The 17,794-nt window shown below is 51.7% G+C and carries 10 protein-coding genes; 4 read left to right on the plus strand and 6 right to left on the minus strand.

All coding sequences use genetic code 11. The features are described from left to right. Positions 1 to 125 precede the first annotated feature (125 nt). Positions 126 to 749 (plus strand): Uma2 family endonuclease, encoded by a 624-nt coding sequence (locus MRY86_RS00895; RefSeq protein ID WP_293562937.1) that lies wholly within the window; start codon positions 126 to 128, stop codon positions 747 to 749. A gap of 191 nt (positions 750 to 940) precedes the next feature. On the opposite strand, the gene MRY86_RS00900 is transcribed toward MRY86_RS00895, so the two are convergent. The 5 genes from MRY86_RS00900 to MRY86_RS00920 form a co-directional block, all read right to left on the minus strand. Beyond that, positions 941 to 3,289, minus strand: a complete 2,349-nt coding sequence (locus tag MRY86_RS00900) for a TonB-dependent receptor (protein WP_293562938.1) — start codon at positions 3,287 to 3,289, stop codon at positions 941 to 943. A 242-nt stretch (positions 3,290 to 3,531) separates the two neighbouring features. Continuing rightward, positions 3,532 to 4,719 carry a T9SS type A sorting domain-containing protein gene (locus MRY86_RS00905; RefSeq protein WP_293562939.1) on the minus strand — a complete coding sequence of 396 codons (1,188 nt, stop codon included), beginning with the start codon at positions 4,717 to 4,719 and terminating at the stop codon, positions 3,532 to 3,534. A gap of 226 nt (positions 4,720 to 4,945) precedes the next feature. Further along, entirely contained in the window at positions 4,946 to 7,729 is a 2,784-nt protein-coding gene (locus MRY86_RS00910; RefSeq protein ID WP_293562940.1) for an ATP-binding protein, read from the minus strand. A gap of 73 nt (positions 7,730 to 7,802) precedes the next feature. After that, positions 7,803 to 8,612, minus strand: coding sequence for an SDR family oxidoreductase (locus MRY86_RS00915; RefSeq protein WP_293562941.1), 810 nt, complete (start codon positions 8,610 to 8,612; stop codon positions 7,803 to 7,805). Positions 8,613 to 8,697: 85 nt separating this feature from the next. Next, entirely contained in the window at positions 8,698 to 12,969 is a 4,272-nt protein-coding gene (locus MRY86_RS00920) for a VCBS repeat-containing protein (RefSeq protein ID WP_293562942.1), read from the minus strand. Between the two features lie 115 nt (positions 12,970 to 13,084). Here MRY86_RS00920 and MRY86_RS00925 point away from each other — a divergent pair, with 115 nt between their 5' ends. Further along, complete coding sequence (locus MRY86_RS00925; protein ID WP_293562943.1) at positions 13,085 to 14,494, plus strand: hypothetical protein; 1,410 nt, start codon at positions 13,085 to 13,087, stop codon at positions 14,492 to 14,494. A 76-nt stretch (positions 14,495 to 14,570) separates the two neighbouring features. Here the strand turns inward: MRY86_RS00925 and MRY86_RS00930 are convergent, their stop codons facing one another. Continuing rightward, on the minus strand, positions 14,571 to 15,209 hold the full coding sequence (locus MRY86_RS00930) for a hypothetical protein (RefSeq protein ID WP_293562944.1): 639 nt from the start codon (positions 15,207 to 15,209) through the stop codon (positions 14,571 to 14,573). Positions 15,210 to 15,617: 408 nt separating this feature from the next. Between MRY86_RS00930 and MRY86_RS00935 the strand changes: the two genes are divergently transcribed. Together MRY86_RS00935 and MRY86_RS00940 are read left to right on the plus strand one after the other, a co-directional pair. Further along, the gene (locus MRY86_RS00935) at positions 15,618 to 16,892 is read left to right on the plus strand and encodes a T9SS type A sorting domain-containing protein (protein WP_293562945.1); all 1,275 of its coding nucleotides are present in this window, start codon (positions 15,618 to 15,620) and stop codon (positions 16,890 to 16,892) included. Further along, a complete protein-coding gene (locus tag MRY86_RS00940) occupies positions 16,889 to 17,794 on the plus strand; it encodes a helical backbone metal receptor (protein ID WP_293562946.1) in 906 nt (301 codons plus the stop codon). Before MRY86_RS00935 ends, MRY86_RS00940 begins: the two co-directional genes overlap by 4 nt.

Below are 17,794 nucleotides of genomic sequence, written 5' to 3' on the forward strand. Positions count from 1 at the left end.
AAGCCCGCCTGTCAGGTCGCCCCGTATAGCTATCGGGGCAAAAGTCGCCACCTGACTTGAAGGGAATTGCTTTTTCCCCCTTCAAAGCCCTATATTTCAGAGTAAATTCAACAGTCTGTACCCTTATGCCCGATATCGCAAAGCGGCCTACCACCGACCAAGAACTCCTAGAGCTGGGTGCCCGTGAAGCACCCGTGCGCTTCGAAGCCTCCGAAGCGGAGTACTGGGCGTTGCTCCAACAAGCCGCCTACAAGGTAGAGTATGCAAACGGGGAAATCGTTGCTACCATGGGATATGAAAATGCGCTCCACTCTGAATTAGTAAGCGAGATGATGTTTCAACTGAAAAGTATGTTTCGCAATAAGCCCTATCGCTTTGGAACCAGCAACCGCCCCATCTGTATAGAAACCTGCGGCAACGCCATCTTCATCCCCGACGGATCGGTGCTGCAGCTGCCCCTCGACCCTTACGAATTCCAGCCGGGCATGGATGCGGAGCGCACTCCGCTGCTCCTCTTCAAAGTCCTCTCGCCCAGCACCCGTATCAGGGACTTTGGCGAGAAGCTGCCTTGCTACAAGCAAATCCCCAGCCTGCAGCACATCCTGTACCTGGAAACGGACAACGTTAAGGTATTCCATTTTCACCGTCGGGAAGATGGCCTGTGGGTGGAGGGTATCTATACGGATAAGAGCGACCGGATTGAATTGCCGTATGGTACGATTGGTTTGGGGGAGCTTTATGTGGAGTAAGGGTTATATTTCAAGTCGTTGGCGGCTTTGGAGCCGCCAACGGATTTAAACAAACAAATATACAATCAATCTATACCGACGACGAAGTAGTTTGGGACCAACCTTGACTTCGTGTCGGCATATACTCGTGCGTCGGGTTTGTGCCTTACGCCCAAACCTCTCCGTTCCGAGTATAACATTAAAACAAAAACCTAAAAATTCCAACGCCAAAGAAAGGTCGGTAACATGCCTAAGGCAGATACTTCCTCATAATCATTCAAGTCTTCATCGTACAGCGCCAGGTAGTGATTGATCCGGTTAGTGACGTTCATGATGTCGATGGCAAGAGTATGGTTGGTTTTTCGGTTGATCTTGTAAGACAACCGAAAGTCCATGCGAAAGTAATTCATGAACCGCTCCGTGTAAGCCCGCTCAACATCATAAACAGCCTCGCCTTTCTCTTGTGAAGCGGCGTAGTCCAATGGCACTTTGCGCTCGCCTCCCGACCACATCAGACGGGTATCGACACTTAGGGCATTCCGTTCTTTCAAGGTCCACTCATAGCCACCCAGGAAGTTAGCAATCATATTGGTGTTGAAACGGGTGCTGCGCAAAACACCGTCGCTGCCCTTGTACCTGGAATCAAATACGGACATAGTGAACAGATAGTAGAAATTATTCGAGAAGAATTTTTCCAGCGTGACCTCAGCGCCCAGATTATAGGCCGTTCCTTCATTAACCAACCCATGGTACTCGTAATTGGAGAAGCTGGTCCCGTAGTTGACCAACGAACGGAAAGAAGCCTGGCGCTCTACCGGCACCTGGTTCAGATGCTGGTAGTACGCTTCGATTTTCATCCGGTGGTCATTGCTAAAGGCATAATTGTAACCAAGGACGAGGTGACGGCTGCGGGTCATTTTGAGGTCCTGATTGGGCCTGGTGTAAACCTGCTGCATGGTGTCTGCCAGCTCTTCATAGAAGTAAACGTACTTGGGGTGCAAACGGGAGTGGATGCCTGCCCCAAAGCTAAGCGACTGACCTGGCAAAAAGTTCCAGTTCAGGCTGAATCGGGGCTCCGGGGAGTGGTCATTGCCCAACGCTGCGTACTGATAATGCAGGCCAGTCACCATGGATAGAGCATCGCTGAAACGGTGTTTCCACTGTGCATGGGCCTGGACCAACGGTACTCGCCCACTGGTGTTGACCGTTTGCGAAAACATACGGTGATCCTGCAAATAGACCGTATCCTGGAAGTTGAAGGAAGTATTGAAAAGGTCGAAGCCAAATTGCAGTATATTCCGGGTATTGAGTCGGTTCTTGTATACCATGTTCAGCTCTACAGTTGACTCGCTTTGTTCCATCCAGGTGTACTCTTCCAGCGCATCAGAGACATACTGCTCAGAAAGGCTATGGTTAACACTATGGGAAAGACCTACGCTGGTGACCAAACTGGCATTATCGCTGAGAAAATACTGATGCTTTATCCCGACGAACCCCACTTTGGCACTATTGTCGAAAAACTCCCGTTCACCGGGCGGCAGGTCCGCCGTCTCGTCAGTTATACTATTGAGACCGCCCAAGCCAAAGATGGATATGTTTCCCAGTTTGCTTTTCGGCAGATCAATATTGAAGGAAAGGTCTTGATATTTAGGAATGGCAAAGACGCCAAAATTAATGCCCAACAAGTCAAATACGCCCAGCGTTGAATATCGGTAATTGGCCAGGTAAGACCCATCTTTACCCTCAGCCAGTGGCCCTTCTACACCTACTTCAAATCCGTTGAAGCCAACCTGAGCTAGGAACTCCTGCCGGTCAGCATTACCTTTACGAAGGCGCAGGTCAAAGACGCCGGACAGGGCATTGCCAAACTCTGCCGGAAAGGCACCGGTAAGAAAATCGGAATTGCTCAAGACATTATTATTGAGCATGCTCATCGTTCCACCCGAAGCCGTAAGGCCACCAAAATGATTGGGGTTAGGGATCTGAAGTCCCTCCATTCGCCAAAGCATACCATTAGGCGAGTTGCCCCGGATGACGATGTCGTTGCTCTGCGTCCCCATCGTCAATACCCCTGCGTAGCCTGCAGCCATCCGGGAAGGGTCTCCAAAACTGCCGGCATACCTTTCCGTTTCTTCGACTGTGAACATCCGGGCGCTCACCTGCGCCATTTCGTTGAGGGTTTTATCTTTGATATGAGCACTGACCGTGACGCCTTCCAGCTGTACCGCTTTTTCCTCCAGTTTGACCTCTAGAATAAGTTCTTTGCCAGACTGTAAGTAGAGATCAGACAGCACGGCAGTGTGGTACCCCAGATAGCTGATGCTGACCCCCTGCCTGCCCACCGGGATATCCGGCAGACTGAAGTAGCCATCTATGTCAGTGGTTGTGCCAATGGCCCGGACGCTGTCCAGCAGCATCACTGTCGCCCCCGGCAAGGGCACATCGGTATAGAAGTCCAATACCTGCCCTTTGATCGTTTGCGAATATTGCCCATTTACAATTGAACTAAAAAGCAGCAAAAAAGAAGCGAAAATGAATTGCTTAATGGCCAGATCTTTCATGTTTTTGTTTGTTTATTCCCAATCAAGATAAGACCGTAACACAGGAATCTCCTTGACCTATGTTAAGAAGCAAAAACAGAGGGTATTTCATTTTTAAGCGTAGCAGAGTGGCGCTCTTAAAGCACGAAGCGTATTAGCATTTTGTGGGGCCAAGCATACGCGAAAAAGGAAGAGACAACAGCAAAAAAGCACTGCCCCACCCCAAACGGGATGAGGCAGCCTTAATATTTCCGGAAGCTTACTTATCGTACGACGTTCAGCTTCCCGATTCCCCTTACTTCTTGGTTATTTTCTATGACACGGTACAAGTACAGCCCGGCCTGCAGGTCTGCAGGAAGGCTGAGGGGTACAATTTGTCCCTGTAGCCCGCTTACGGGCCAGACCGCGACCTGACGTCCGTGGGCGTCTACCAGCTCCAACATTCCATTATTGATGGTTGCTGGCATTTCCACAGATAGCAGGGCACCTGCAACCACTGGATTAGGGAAGGCTTTAACCGCAACCGGCTTAGCCACTGCCTGTGATGTGGAGCTGACAAATTGTTTGATATCGTCGGAAACATTGAAGGAAATGACCTCGCCATTGCTATCTACCAAAATATTGGCAGCACTGCGGGGCAGCCCTTTAGCATAAATAAAGTAACGGGTCGTAATTTCGGTTTCCCCCTGTTCCAGCCCAAATGCGTCAAGCATCAGTTGAGGAGCAGGCTGGCCGCCCAAGGTGTAGTTGTCGGTAACGATCCGATTCCGCTTGACCAGCAGCCCCTCTGTTCGCACTGGCTCCAGATCGGCACCTAGTGGATTGGGCAGTATGACTTCACCGTATCCAGATACCTCGTAAAAAGCGCTGTCCTGGATAATTTGCTGCGCAGGCACCCCCTGAAGGTTAAAAGCAGCCACCGTCACCAAGTAGTCTATGCTATAGGAGCTGTTATGACTCCAGGAGTCGCCGTAATTGAGGGGGAATTTTATTACATTCCTCGGCTGTACATTCTGTACAACCATTTCTAAAGCTTTTAGGGTGTCGGCAGCACCGCCAGTAAGTCCAGCCAGAGGAATATCGACACTCTCGCCAATAAGCCCCCAGTTTCCGTAGGCCGTATCACTCAGCAAATTATAGGATGTGCTTTCTTGTATGGCGAGCCCGCCCAGGAAGCTTCCGAATGAGGGCTCTGTTATATTTGACTCCGGGAACAGGGGGCTCGAAGAAGCTTCGTAGTTTACCAGAAAGCTTTCCTCCAGAGCTACGCTGCTAAAATCCCAAATCACCCCTTCGCCATCCTGTGGCACGGTCGCATTGGAAAAATCAACGGTCCAGGATTTATTCTGAGCACCAACCTCAAGAGTATAATCCTGACGCTCAATGGTGACCTGTGCGTGTGCCAAAGCACCGAAAAAGAATAGTGCAAATGTTATAATAATTAGTCTCATCGGTAATGTTTTTTAGTGAGAAAACAGTTGCTTTTGCAACTTGTCCTGCTCCCACTTTGAGTAAACAAATGGGTCATTTTGTGCAGTCCCAGACAAACGACTGGGGTAAAACAAGGTAGCTACCAAAATCAAAAAACTGATGAGGCAAAGGTGAGGCAAAGTGCAGGAGGAAGAGTATCAAAAAACGATCATATCCTATCAAAAACCGATCAAACCCTTTGGTATACTAGCTTTTCGGTGGATTTTTCGAAAAACTGCCAGGCGTTTCCCCGTATTTATCCTTGAAGCATTTGATGAAATAAGCGGTGCTGCTAAAGCCCGTTTGGAAAGCAATTTCAGCCACGGTGCCGCTCTGCTGCCTTAGCAAATCGGCGGCGCGTTGCAATCGGATGGACTGAATGAATTGATTGGTAGACTGATTGACCAGGGCGCGAAGCTTTCGGTTAAGCTGAGGCCTGCTCATACCAATTTCCCGGGCGAGGACATCCACGCTGAACTGCTCATCATCAAGGTGGCTCTCCACAACGGCCAGTGCTTTTTCCAAAAACTCCTGATCAATGGAGTTGACCGTGACTTCCTCCGGTTTGAGTTCTACCGCTGCCGCAAAGCGCTGCCGAAGCAGTGCCCGAAGTTGGATGAGGTTGTGTATACGCACCCGAAGCTCTTCAGCGTCGAAAGGTTTGGCCAGGTAGTCGTCCGCACCGGTGCGCAAGCCCTGTAGTTTTTCCTCCTGCTCGGCTTTAGCGGTCAGCAAGATAACAGGGATATGGCTCGTGCGTACATCCCCCTTTAAGGCAGCGCACACTTCATAACCATTTTTACGGGGCATCATCACATCGCTCACGATCAGGTCAGGCATATGCTTCCGGGCTTTTTCGATGCCCGATTGCCCGTCCCCAGCTTCAATGATCTTAAACGCCATTTCAAGGCGCTGCCGGATAAACGCCCGGACTTCATCATTGTCCTCGATCAGCAGTACGGTAGCCTTCGGCTGATTGGAGGTGGCAACGCGCTGATCGGGCGCTTTTTTAATGGCTTGTACCTGAGCAGCAAAAACAGTGCCTGACTGCACAGGTACCTCTACGCGCTCTTCAGCCCGTAAGTGCCCGCTCCCCAACGGCAGAAAAACCCGGAAAGTAGCTCCCTCCCCTTCCCGGCTTTCCAGCTCAATACGGCCGTGATGCAGCCGGACAAGTTCCCGGCTAAGTGCCAGCCCTACACCGGTCCCCACCTCAGGAGAAGCTGACACCTGAAAAAACCGGTCGAAGACTTTATCCTGCTGCGATTGTGGTATGCCGGGCCCTGTATCCGCCACATTGATACAAAATTCCTGACCTGCCTGAGCCAGACTTACCACTACACTACCCCCGGAAGGAGTGAATTTCAGGGCATTGGAGAGCAGATTATTGACCACTTTTTCCAGCTTGCCAGCTTCGTAGTACAATTCAACAGAAGGTTGTTTACTCTTGACGGAAAGGTGGATTTGGCGGTCATGCGCCAGGGATTCAAAAGCAAAAACAAGGCTACGCACCAGAGAAACTACGTCCTGTTTGCTGGCTCTTAACGCCATTTTTCCAGCTTCCAGCCTTGATAATTCCAGAAGCTCGTTCACCAGATGGAGCTGATTGTTGGCATTGCGGAAAGCGATCTCAAGCAACTGCCGCTCCTTTGGCTCCGGCTGACGCTCCAATAGCTGTTGCAAAGGTCCCAACATCAATGTAAGCGGTGTACGGAACTCGTGGGACAAATTGGTGAAAAACCGGGTCTTCAGGGCGTTGAGCTCCTCAAACTGTTCTTTCTTCTTGCGCAAAGTCGTAACCCGTTCAAATAAAATGAAAAACAGGAATCCGGAGAAAAACAACAGCCCGACCTGAAAACTATACCGCAGCCCAAAACTACCGGGCAGTACTTTCGAATTACTCATCAGGAACAGAATACCTCCTGCAAACAAAATAAAAAAGGGCCACACCAGTGTACGGGCCGTGCTTTGACCTTTCCTGGCCAGGTAGGCGACTGGAATAATGCTCAGCAGCGCCCAAAGCCCGAGACACATATCGGTGACCACCCGGGCAAACTGCAAATCATTAAGTACCCCAATAAGCAGGTAAGGCGCCAATGCTGTCCATCCAGAAAACCAGGTGTACACTTGATAATACCGAGGCATCTGCCGCCGCAACTGGACGAAGTCTACCACAAACAAGCTGGCGAAAACCACGATTCCGGAAAGCGCGAAGACGAATATGGGCAAAGGGTCAGTAGGCTTTGGAAATTGGCCCAACAAACCTGACAGCCCGTACCGGTCAGCAAAATAAAGCGCTGCACTCAGCATCATACCAGCATAAAACAAAAAGACCCGTTCCCGGAATATCCAGGCCATCAGCCCGCCCAGAACCGCAAGTAACACCAGTAAACCAGAGTAGAAAGCCTGCCAGGAGAGCCGGTCAATCATTCTATTAACGGTTGGCAATACCGGATAAATGAAGAGGTGGCGGTAATGCTCCTCCGGCGTCTCATCCTGAAAGTAAACTTGAAAAAAGAGGGTTTGAGTTTGCCCGGGATCGATATTGAGCCACAAATACTGATAGGGGGAACTCAGGCGGGCACTCCTGTCGGTCATAAAACGGCTGTTGAACTGCTCATCAATAAGGGTGCTATCCTGTACCACAAAAAGACGAACAGCATCTGCATACATGCAAAAACTCAAAGCCGCACGTAGGGTATGATCGGTGGCATTCAACAGCCGGATAGCAGACCATGAGCCGTCAGCCGTAACTTCCTGCCCGCTGTTCAAAAAAGGTTGCAGCAAAGTCAGCGCTTCCAAAGCATCGGGGAAGCTATACAGGGTGTCTTTCAACTCCACCTCTGCTTCTACAGCTCTTTCCATCTGAAAAAGAGGGATATCCTGCCCTGCCAGCCCATGGCTGAGGGCTACACAGGCGACAAGGACGGCCACAACTTTCATACGAAATGAGCCTGACAGAAATGCCTTGCTCTCTTTTTTTGCAACCATGATTTAAAAGTACGATTTTCGGGAGTAACCATACTTCATTTAACGCTATGGCATTAAATACAGGTCTCGAAATTCATCCCGCCCCCTTTCGCTGATGGTAAGAACGGCGCAAAATCTGCCCCGCCACAGCAGGCATAAAACGATTGGCAAAACCATTCAGCTTTCCCAGCAGGGTAAAAATACGCCTGGCCTCGCGCCTTTCAATCATCCGGATAATGCGGGCAGCAACTACCCCAACGGGTTCCTGCTTGACAAAATCGCGGGATGGTTGCGGTATAAGCGCCCCAGCTTTATCATAAATGGCTTTTTGAGGATCGTTTTCGGTGAACCCGACGAAGGCAATACCTACATGAACACCGTGCCGCTCCTCTTCCATCCTGAGGGCTTCGGATAGTGTTTTGAGCGCAACTTTGGAGGCGCTGTACACCGCATGCCCTGGAACACCCCGGAAGGCTGCAATGCTGGATACAAAGAAAACTGTACCCCGGCTTTCACGAAGGTGAGGCAAAGACTGCTGTGTCACATACACACTGCCCAGATAATTCACTTCTGTCACTTTGCGAAAAACGTCAGACGAAAGTTCGCTTACATCTCCTTCTGCTGAAATACCGGCGTTGTTGACCACTACATCAAGTTGCCCAAAGTGGTTAAGCGTTTCGGCCACCAGACGGGCACAATCTTCAGGCTTGGAAACATCACCGGGAATACCTGCAAGCTCCTCATAACCCTGCTCCTGAAAAGCCTGCAGCGTTTGAGAAAGGCGGGCGGCATTGCGGGCGTTGAGCGCCACACAGGCGCCTTTTTTCAGAAGTTGCGCAGCCAGCTCCCGCCCAATACCGATACTCGACCCGGTAATGAGGACGACTTTATTTTTCCAATCCATCAGTGTTCCTTTTCGTACAACCCCAACTTGCAAGATCGCCTGTTGTGCTGCCAAAAATAGGAAGATTCATGAACTATGCGCCCTACTACTCCCTGAGCAACACCATAGGCAACCGGACAACTTCCTCTTTATGCCGCACCTCTACCCAGTAAAAACCCTGTGGCAGCCCCTGCAGAGGCAATTGGCGCTCCCGGTCAGAACGCACTGCAGACAGCGTTTGCAGGCACTGTCCCTGAGCCGTAAGGATACGGACTCTCGCTGGGCCTTGACCGGACAAAGTGCAAAAACCCCGGGCAGGATTGGGCGCCAGAGACCACCCACCGCTCTCTACGGTCTCCGACAGCTGCGTGAGGATACTGATTTCGTAGCGGACCAGGCTATCGCAACCGGCATGGCTAAGATAGGCCTCCGTTATAGCCGTATCGCCTTGTATAAACACTCCTTCCCACCAGCCTGCCTCTGCGAGACTGACTTCCTCTACGGTGGTATCCTGTAGGGTCAACACATCGATATGGTGCCAAACGACGCTATCCCGCAAGGGGTCTACAAAGCGCTCTACCAAGATGGTATCTGCATAAAGCGCCTGACCCAGGTATACCGCTCCCGGACAAAGACTGGCATATACCACCCCAGCCACTACCGGCTTTTCAATTTGATGGGTTACCGTATTGGTAATGACCGGTGGGTTGAAATCGAAATAAATGCCCGCCCGGTTTTCGATAAGGGTTGCTGGAAAAATACCAGCATGGGGCCGAATGGAAAAGGCAAAGAAGCCATGGCTTTCTGGCTCATTACTGGTGCTGTCAGGCAGCAAAATCTCCGGGTATTCGATCACCAATATCCGATCCGGCAATAAGTACCACTGATGCTCATGCGAACCACCCTCCGCCCGGAATGTGCTCAGATCAAGCTCAGGCGACAGAGTATCCCGTATGGTCACGTTCCGGGCCATATCAGTGCCTACATTCTGAAAGTGAATGGTGTACTGCAGTTCTTGTTCTGCAGGGATGAGGTGGTCTGGGCTAAACCCTCGGGGATAGGCTTCCTTTATATTGGGGTCATAAGCCCCTATAACCGGGCGGCACTGCTCTACTTCAAAGACACTCCCGTTGTCGTTGGGAAAGGCAGTCAACAGACCGGTATCCAGAGGCGCCAGGCAGCCCTGTGCTAAAAGTCGGATTGGTTCGGGTGAGGGGTGCCCTTCCGGCTGCGCAGCTTCCAACAGATAGGCGGTGGAATCGGCAGGCGCAGCGAGCAAAACGGACTCCCCTGGCAAAACCTCAAGCCCTCCACTCTGCAAAAGCACAATATCATCATTAACAATATTGAGCTCATAGGGTACAGGGATACTCACCGGGCCAAAGCCAGTGTTTTCGATTTCCCATTTCAGGCTGTCCTGCTCACAGCGGTAAGTCGCCCGGAGATTGCCCCCTTCCCAATCGGTCAAGCCAGGCGCACATAAAGTATCCGGGCTGATGCGCGCCTGATAACAGAGCACCTCGCCCAGGATCAGTTGTTCGCAGTCCGGCTCCATTTGAACCACTACCTCACCTTCTGCCTCCACCTCAACAGCGCCCAGCTCAAAAGTCAGGGACGTATCGGTTTGCATACTCCAGGGCACAGAGGCAGATACAGGCGTCATCCGGTGATTAAAAAATAACTGAATGACCACGGAGTCCGCAGAAACGGTACCAGCGTTATTGTAATGCAGCACTACATTAGAGTTGAAGCACTGCCGGACCGGGCTCAGCGCCATATCCAGTTCCATGAGGGGGCAGGAAACGGTTGGTGACACGGCGAAATTTATCTCGAGAGGCCCGGTGCCTTGCAGCATAGTATCGGTCGGACAAGCCTGCCAGTAGTCATTGGGTAGTACCGGAGCGAGCGTATAGGCAGTGGTGTCATTGGGGAGATAGCCGGCATAGTAGCCCGTGGCGGTGGGTGTGAACACCTGTTGAGGCCCGTCCTGTCCTTCCAGCAGCAGTTGCCCATCGGGGAGCCCTGGCCAATCCGTACTGAAAGTACAGGTGAGGGCTGTATCCCAGACCATTTGCCCCTGTACCAGTTGCTGACTTGAGAAGTTGGGCTGGTAGGCCATAATCTCCTGACTACCGGTGATCAATTCAGGGGTGCCATCGCCATTTAGGTCTGCCCGGCAGGCATTCTGATATAAAGCCGGGGGCAGGTAATGATCAAAGGGCGATGGCAGGAAAGGGGTGGATATAAAACCCGTTGCCCCCACATTAAAGGAGAAGCCTTCCCCGGTCACATAATCCGGCAAGCTGTCTGTGTTGAGCCTTTCCTCAGTGATTATGTAAGTGTTTCCAGCATAACCACGCTCCAATGCGGGCGTAAATGCCTGCTGAACCGTATCATAAGACACCATTCCCAGCACCCCCTGAATGCCTTGAATAACGTACCGCCCACGCAAATCCTGCCGCCCATCCATGTCATAGTCCCCGGCAAACAAATGGTCTACGCCAAACATGCCTCCGATTTCCTGCAAATCGCTAAACTGACCACTCGCCCCCTCTTGGAGGGCAAAAAATGTCCCATCATTTAGACGGAGTACAAGGTCTGCATCCTCATCCTGATCAAGATCATCCATCAGAATGCCGGAATACACATAAGCGGCTCCGAATTGGTCCGGAATGGCCACCTGAGGGAACAGGCTGCCTCCGTTGCTCCATTCATTCCATAGCACCACCACCCCGCTCTCGCGCGTGAGCAGCACTATATCCTGATCGCCATCCCCATCGGCATCAGCGACATCAAAATGATGCCCCTGTCGAAGCTCAAACTGTGGAAAAGACAGCGTATCCCCCGTGCTGCTGTTCCAAATCACCGGCAACCAATTCACAGCACCGGAGGAGAACGTTCCAACACCATCTGGCAAACCGTCTCCATCGAAGGCAGCAAACTCAAAAAAACCAAGCCCGCCCGGAGCATCCCACAGGGAAACCGGCGTTTCAAAATTTTGACCTGCGCCTTCATTGCGCAACCAGGCGATGCCTGTATCATCGCAAAATATTAGATCGGTTTGCCCATCTGAATCCCAATCCCAGGGTAGGATGTCCCGCAGGAACGACGTAGTACGGTTGAGCGACGCGGGTGAAGCCGGACTGATTAAGGGGCCTCCTCTCCAAAAGATAGGGACTGAACCAGACAGCAGGTCATTATCGTCGCCGTAAGTAATCAGATCAGCTATGCCATCTCCGTTGAGGTCAGCCGAAACCAGTTTGACCCCGGTTGGCGTGCCGTCAATCAGATTATTGGTAAAGCCAAGCTGACCGTTCGGCATGCGCTCCATCCAGACATAGCCCAGGTTTTGCTGAAAGGCAATAAGGTCTGTGTCCCCATCTTGGTCTGCGTCAGCCACGGTGTGGGCAGTCATGCCTGAAGTTTCGCCACTTTGCCAGAAAATCTGAGCTTCCCCCCAGGGTGCCAACTGTAGGTAAGTTGTATACGCGCGGTCGTAAGCGCCGTTGCCAGTGTGGGAATAGACCGCATCAGGGAAGCCATTACCTGTGACGTCCACGACTGACATATCACAGTCAAACCAGGCATGTTTGTCGGGTTCAGACTCCAAAAAGCTCCGATACAGGGCGCTATACGCCTCCCCTGTCCATTCCAAAACATGCAGGGTCAACTCCGTACTTTCTGAGGTGTGGTAATTTTCCAGCATTAAAATATCGAGGTCACCGTCCTGATCTACATCTGCCAGCTCCATGTCCACCAGGGAAGGATGATGCACGACATCGCTGTAGACGAGTTGGGGTACGAAAGCCTGACCATTGCCAGCGCTAAGGTTTACCCATACCAAATCAGCATCCAGCCCGATCACTACATCCAGCCAGCCATCGCCATCTATATCCCCGACCTTTAACCGCTCGTAAGGCTTTACAGGACCGTGATGGTAAGGCTCATGACTGCCCGGCTGCAGATGCCCCGAGCCATCGTTGGCCCAATACGGTACCGTTTCCCGTGCGCGGTAGGCATCCACGACATCCAGATCGCCATCCTGATCCATATCTGCCAGCTCAAACTCGCCCTGAAAGTTGTGGCTGCTGGCCCAGGCCGAATCCCCGTACAAACGTGGCCAGGCTAAATGACTTTGCCCGTCCAGATTCTCGAATATTGCAATGTGCCCGTCCCAGCCCTTGCAGGTCGCTACCACATCCTCATCTCCGTCACCGTCCATATCCCCGGTTTTCACCACCAACAGGTCGAAGCGGTCCATTATGACCTGCACATTCTCCCGCTCCAGTTGGGCGTGTAAATTCCAGCAGATCATCCCGGCCAGCAGGCTCAGCAAGGCTCTTTTTGTGTAGCGTACCATATTGATATTCTTTTTCATGCTGCTAAAATGCAGGTATTGAGAGGGTGCTGCAAGAACAATTTATACTATTTATACAATCTTTAAATTATCTTTATAATTGATTTTCAATTCTTTAAACCATAAAAACTACAAATTGAAACGCCCGATTGCCTTCCAGCTTTTGCAAAGTTTCCGTTCTTCAGAGATTCAGTTGTTCCATGTTTTTCTGGAAAGCCCTGCCTTCAACCGCAGGCAGGAGATGCCCCTGCTGCTGGATTACTGGCGGCAAAACAAGGCCGAACCACCGGACGCCCAGGCCATTTTCAAAGCAGCATGCCCCGGACAGCCCTTTCGGAAGCAAGATTACTACCTGCTGCTTAGCCGTTTTCACAAACTGGCCGAACAGTTCCTGGCCTGGCAGGCTTTTCAGCAAAATGAGCAAGCGCAGTACACCCACCTGCTGCAAGCGCTCCGGCAGCGACAGCAGCAGCCACTTTTCCAGCGCAGTATGAAAAAGGCGCACCGCCTGAAAAAACCTCAGGACAACCACGCTGCCGACAGCCTGCACTTCGCCTACCACCTGGAGCGGGAGCAGTACGACTTTATCGACAGCCACGACCGTAGCAAGCCGACCAACTTGCAACAGGCCACTGATTTGCTCGATGCCTACTACTTTGCGGAGAAGCTGAGACAAGCTTGCCTGGCACATGCCCGCTCGGTCATCAACCAGGAGACTTACCAAATCAGCATGATCCCTGCTATTGAAGCAGAAATTGAAAAACGGCCCAGCCTATTGGAGCATCCGGCAGTACTGCTCTACCATGCCTGCTACCAGGCCGTAGTGGTAACGGGCGCACAGCGTAGTTTCCAGTTGCTGCGGCAATACATCAGGATATATAAAAAAGGCTTTCCCAGACAGGAAATCCGGGATTTGTATTTACTGGCGATCAACTACTGCATCCGGGCCCTTAATTTTGGGGATACCGCCTTTGCACAGGAAGCCTTGCAGCTCTATAAGGAAAGCCTGAAGGAAGGTTACCTGCTCGAAGATGGTTACCTTCCCGAATCCACCTTCAGCAATATGGTATCCCTGGCCCTTAAACTTGAGTATTATGAATGGGTAGAGGCGTTTATCCGTCATCATTCGGACAAACTAAAACCGGCTTTCCGGGAGTCTTTACCCTGGTATACTTCTGCAAAACTCGCTTACGAACTCGGGGATACCGACCGCGTGCTGCAGCTCTGCGCAAAAATCGAGGCCCGCCAGCCTTTCCTTTACCTGGGCACCAAAACCCTGCAACTTAAGGTACTTTGCGAACAGGAAGAGTGGGATGCCGTAGACAGCCTGCTGGAAAGTATGCGGGTGTACCTGCAACGGCATAAAGATGTGGGCTATCACAGGGAGCACTATCTGCTGCTGCTTCAGTTTACCCGCCGGTTGCTTGGCCTTATACCCGGCGACCTAAGCAAGATATTTGAGCTCGCTGCTGAGGTGGAAACTACCAAAAACTTCCGGGAAAAACCCTGGATGCTAAGACAGATTAGTAAGAAAGTAAAGAAATAAAATAGTATTACTATCAAAAAACCGGGCGCCTAAATCAGGCCACCCGGCGGTTATGTCATTCACTAAATACACTATCTTAGAACAGCCCGAAGCGGATGCCCAGGTTCAGGGCCAACCCGTTAATGTCGCTGCTTTGAATATTGACCAGCTCGCTAACCGTACTGTCATAGTCATAGTCCAGCCCAGATACGAAGCGGTAGGAGGCACCTGCAAACAGGCGGGCATTTTTAATCAGATTAACTTCAGCCTGTACGCCAGGCTCTACAAAGAAAAAATAGTCCTCGCCAAAGGGGTCCCCTACTGAACTCAGGTCTCCTTTGTAGTCCATAGAGGCTTCTCCACCGCCAATCGTCAGCGGAAAGCTAAAGTGTACCAGGTTGTCAGGGTTGAGAATGTACTCCGCGCGCACGCCACCGTAGCGCAGGTCGAGGTAAAGGCGATCGTCTATTTCCATCTCAGGGGTAAACTCATTGAGGGTGGAATAGAAAGCTGCGCCCAGCGCAAAACGCTTGTTGAAAATCACTCCGGCACTGCCCTGAAAACTGTGCACCGTTTGACCGGCAGCCTGCGTGAGCTGATAGCCTGGCGCTACGTAAAACCCGATTTCAGTCTCACCGCTTCCACTACCAAAGAGCGTCTTGGGAGCGTTGTCTTGTGCCTGAACAACAAACAGGCTGCAGAGCAGCATAGCGAAAGTGAAAAACATGTCCTTCATAATAAATAATTAGTTTAGCTTTTTTTAGTAAAAGTAAAACTATCAAATAGGCTATTCATCTTTTCGCTTGGTTCAGAAAGTGATCATAAATTTTCAATTTTTTATCGTCCGTTCGAATCAATAATAGTACTCTTGAAACGCAGCTCTTCTTGGAGCTGACCTTCAGAGCTTTGGTTTTATTGGTTTATGTATATGCCATTTGCGTCAGCAATGAGGTCGCACATGCTGCAAGGTAGGATACCTGCTACCCGGAATTCAGTAGGCGCAGCGGTGTATTACCCGATTTTAGGTAGCCATACCTAAATTTACAAATGCCACATTTTGCCTAACAAACGGTATTGCCCCCTTCCCGGCCATGTACTTACTTTGCAAAAGTCAATTTATTTAAATCTAGTCTAAATAAAAGCCATGCGAACACCTTTACTTCTCTTCGGTCTGATCGCCGTTGCATCAAGCCTTAATGCGCAGCAGTTTCGGGAAGTCACCTGTGGACCGAATTATACGTTATCCACTTATTTTAAATTTGGGAATGAAGAGAGCATCAGCCTTGAGCACAATGCCTGGGACATTGCCTTTACCGCACAGGGCCTGCAGGATGCGGGCATCTTCCTCAATGAAGCGGCCGGCCTGGATGGCACGGAGCTGGAACTATTCCTGATCCCCGGTGCTGAATTCGCCGACAATATCGACCTCACGCAGCTGGGCGAACGGCTCCTCAATGACGAAACCAACTGGACCAGCGGGGGGGCTTTCAACCAAATGCGCGACCCCGGCAATCCGCTGGACTATGGCTGGGGGCAATACAATCCGGCCACACAGTCTGTGCAGGGACAAGCCCTTTTTGTGCTCAAACTGCGCAATGAGACTTTCAAAAAACTGGAAATCAGCAGTCTGGACGGCACCACTTACCAATTCCGCTATGCGAATCTGAACGGCAGCGATGAACAGTCGCATACCCTTAACAAAGCAGACTTTCCGGATAACGATTTAATATACTGGTCATTCAGCAGTAATGCTGTGGTGGACTTTATCCCTAAGGCTGGCGAATGGGACTTGCTTTTCACCCGCTACTCCACCCCATTGGATGATAATGAAGGGAGTACCCTCAACTATCTCCTCACCGGCACTCTTTCCGGGCCAGGCGTGGAGGTCGCTCAGGTCGATGGCATTGACCCTGCCACCATTACCTTCGAAGGGTACGAAGATTCCCTGAGCACCGATCTCGACATCATCGGCCATGACTGGAAGAACTTTGACCTCGGCACCTTTTCCTGGGCACTGCCTGCCGACCGTGTCTACTTTGTCAAAGCGGTCAACGGTGAAGTCTGGAAACTTGTATTCATCGACTTTGAAGGGTCGAGCACCGGCAATATCGTCTTTCAGGAAACCAATATGGGCATCGTTAATACCGTTGACCATACCCTGTTTGAAGACCTGAGTGTTTTCCCTAACCCTGCCCGGGAGAGGGCTACCATTGCACTGACGCTAAAACAAGCCGCCCCGGTACAGCTGAATGTGTTCAATGCTACCGGACAGTCCGTTTGGTCAGCAGTGAGTGAGGAGCCTGCCGGTTTTCAAACGGTCAGCCTCCCGGTCAGCCACCTGCCCGCCGGCACCTATTGGCTGCAGGTACAAACGCCCGGCACAGCGCCGATCTCCCAACCTCTAATTGTGGCCCCATGAACCGGTTTCCAATCCATTTTCTGGGCGTGCTTGCCCTGGGGCTAAGCCTAATTGCTTGTCAAAACACCCCGTCCGCCGCCGAACAAGCCACACAGGAAGCTGCCTATGAGCGCCTCGTCTCTCTTTCCGGCAGCGTCACAGAACTGCTGTACGAGCTGGAGCAGGGCGATAAAATCGTAGGCGTTGACGTGACGAGTACTTACCCCGTAGAGCAGTTAACCGAACTGCCCAAACTGGGGCATGTGCGTCAGCTCAACGTGGAGGCGCTGCTCAGCCTGCAGCCCGACCTGGTACTGGCGGAACGGACGGATGAAGCCTCCGCTGCCCTACAACAACTGGAAGCCGCCGGGGTGGAAGTGCTCTGGCTCGACGGTTCCTTTACGCTGGACAAACCCCTGGCGCAAGCCGAACAGATCAGTGAAAAGCTGGGGCTGAACGAAGAACTCGAAAGCCTGCGCAAAACCTACAAAGCCGACAAAGCCAAGCTGCAGCAAGCCCGGCAGGCGATGGAAGAGACCCCCAAAGTGCTTTTCATCTACGCCCGCGGCAAGGGTAGCCTGATGGTGGCTGGGAAAAACACCGCCGCCTCCGCCATGATTGAACTGGCAGGCGGGCAGAATGCCGTGCAGTCCTTTGAGGGCTTCCGCGCACTCTCCGCAGAAGGCCTGATAGAGGCACAGCCCGAGGTATTGCTGCTGTTCGACAGCGGGCTGCAGAGCCTGGGCGGCGTGGAAGGCCTGTTGCAAATCCCCGGTCTGGCACAGACGCCGGCGGGGCAGCAGGGGCACATCATTGGTATGGATGGCTTGTACCTGCTGGGCTTCACCCCACGGGCTGCCCGTGCAGCGGCGGACTTATCCGGGCGCCTGCAAGCATTGCCGGATGCCTACACGCTGAATTAA

Origin of the sequence: Phaeodactylibacter sp. (genome assembly GCF_022763345.1) — a bacterium.
Classification (GTDB): Bacteria; Bacteroidota; Bacteroidia; order Chitinophagales; family Saprospiraceae; genus Phaeodactylibacter.

Bases quoted from the DNA above. Each gene is read 5' to 3' on its own strand.
- MRY86_RS00895 (WP_293562937.1), top strand. From the start codon at position 126: ATGCCCGATATCGCAAAGCGGCCTACCACCGACCAAGAACTCCTAGAG.
- MRY86_RS00900 (WP_293562938.1), bottom strand. From the start codon at position 3,289: ATGAAAGATCTGGCCATTAAGCAATTCATTTTCGCTTCTTTTTTGCTG.
- MRY86_RS00905 (WP_293562939.1), bottom strand. From the start codon at position 4,719: ATGAGACTAATTATTATAACATTTGCACTATTCTTTTTCGGTGCTTTG.
- MRY86_RS00910 (WP_293562940.1), bottom strand. From the start codon at position 7,729: ATGGTTGCAAAAAAAGAGAGCAAGGCATTTCTGTCAGGCTCATTTCGT.
- MRY86_RS00915 (WP_293562941.1), bottom strand. From the start codon at position 8,612: ATGGATTGGAAAAATAAAGTCGTCCTCATTACCGGGTCGAGTATCGGT.
- MRY86_RS00920 (WP_293562942.1), bottom strand. From the start codon at position 12,969: ATGAAAAAGAATATCAATATGGTACGCTACACAAAAAGAGCCTTGCTG.
- MRY86_RS00930 (WP_293562944.1), bottom strand. From the start codon at position 15,209: ATGAAGGACATGTTTTTCACTTTCGCTATGCTGCTCTGCAGCCTGTTT.
- MRY86_RS00935 (WP_293562945.1), top strand. From the start codon at position 15,618: ATGCGAACACCTTTACTTCTCTTCGGTCTGATCGCCGTTGCATCAAGC.
- MRY86_RS00940 (WP_293562946.1), top strand. From the start codon at position 16,889: ATGAACCGGTTTCCAATCCATTTTCTGGGCGTGCTTGCCCTGGGGCTA.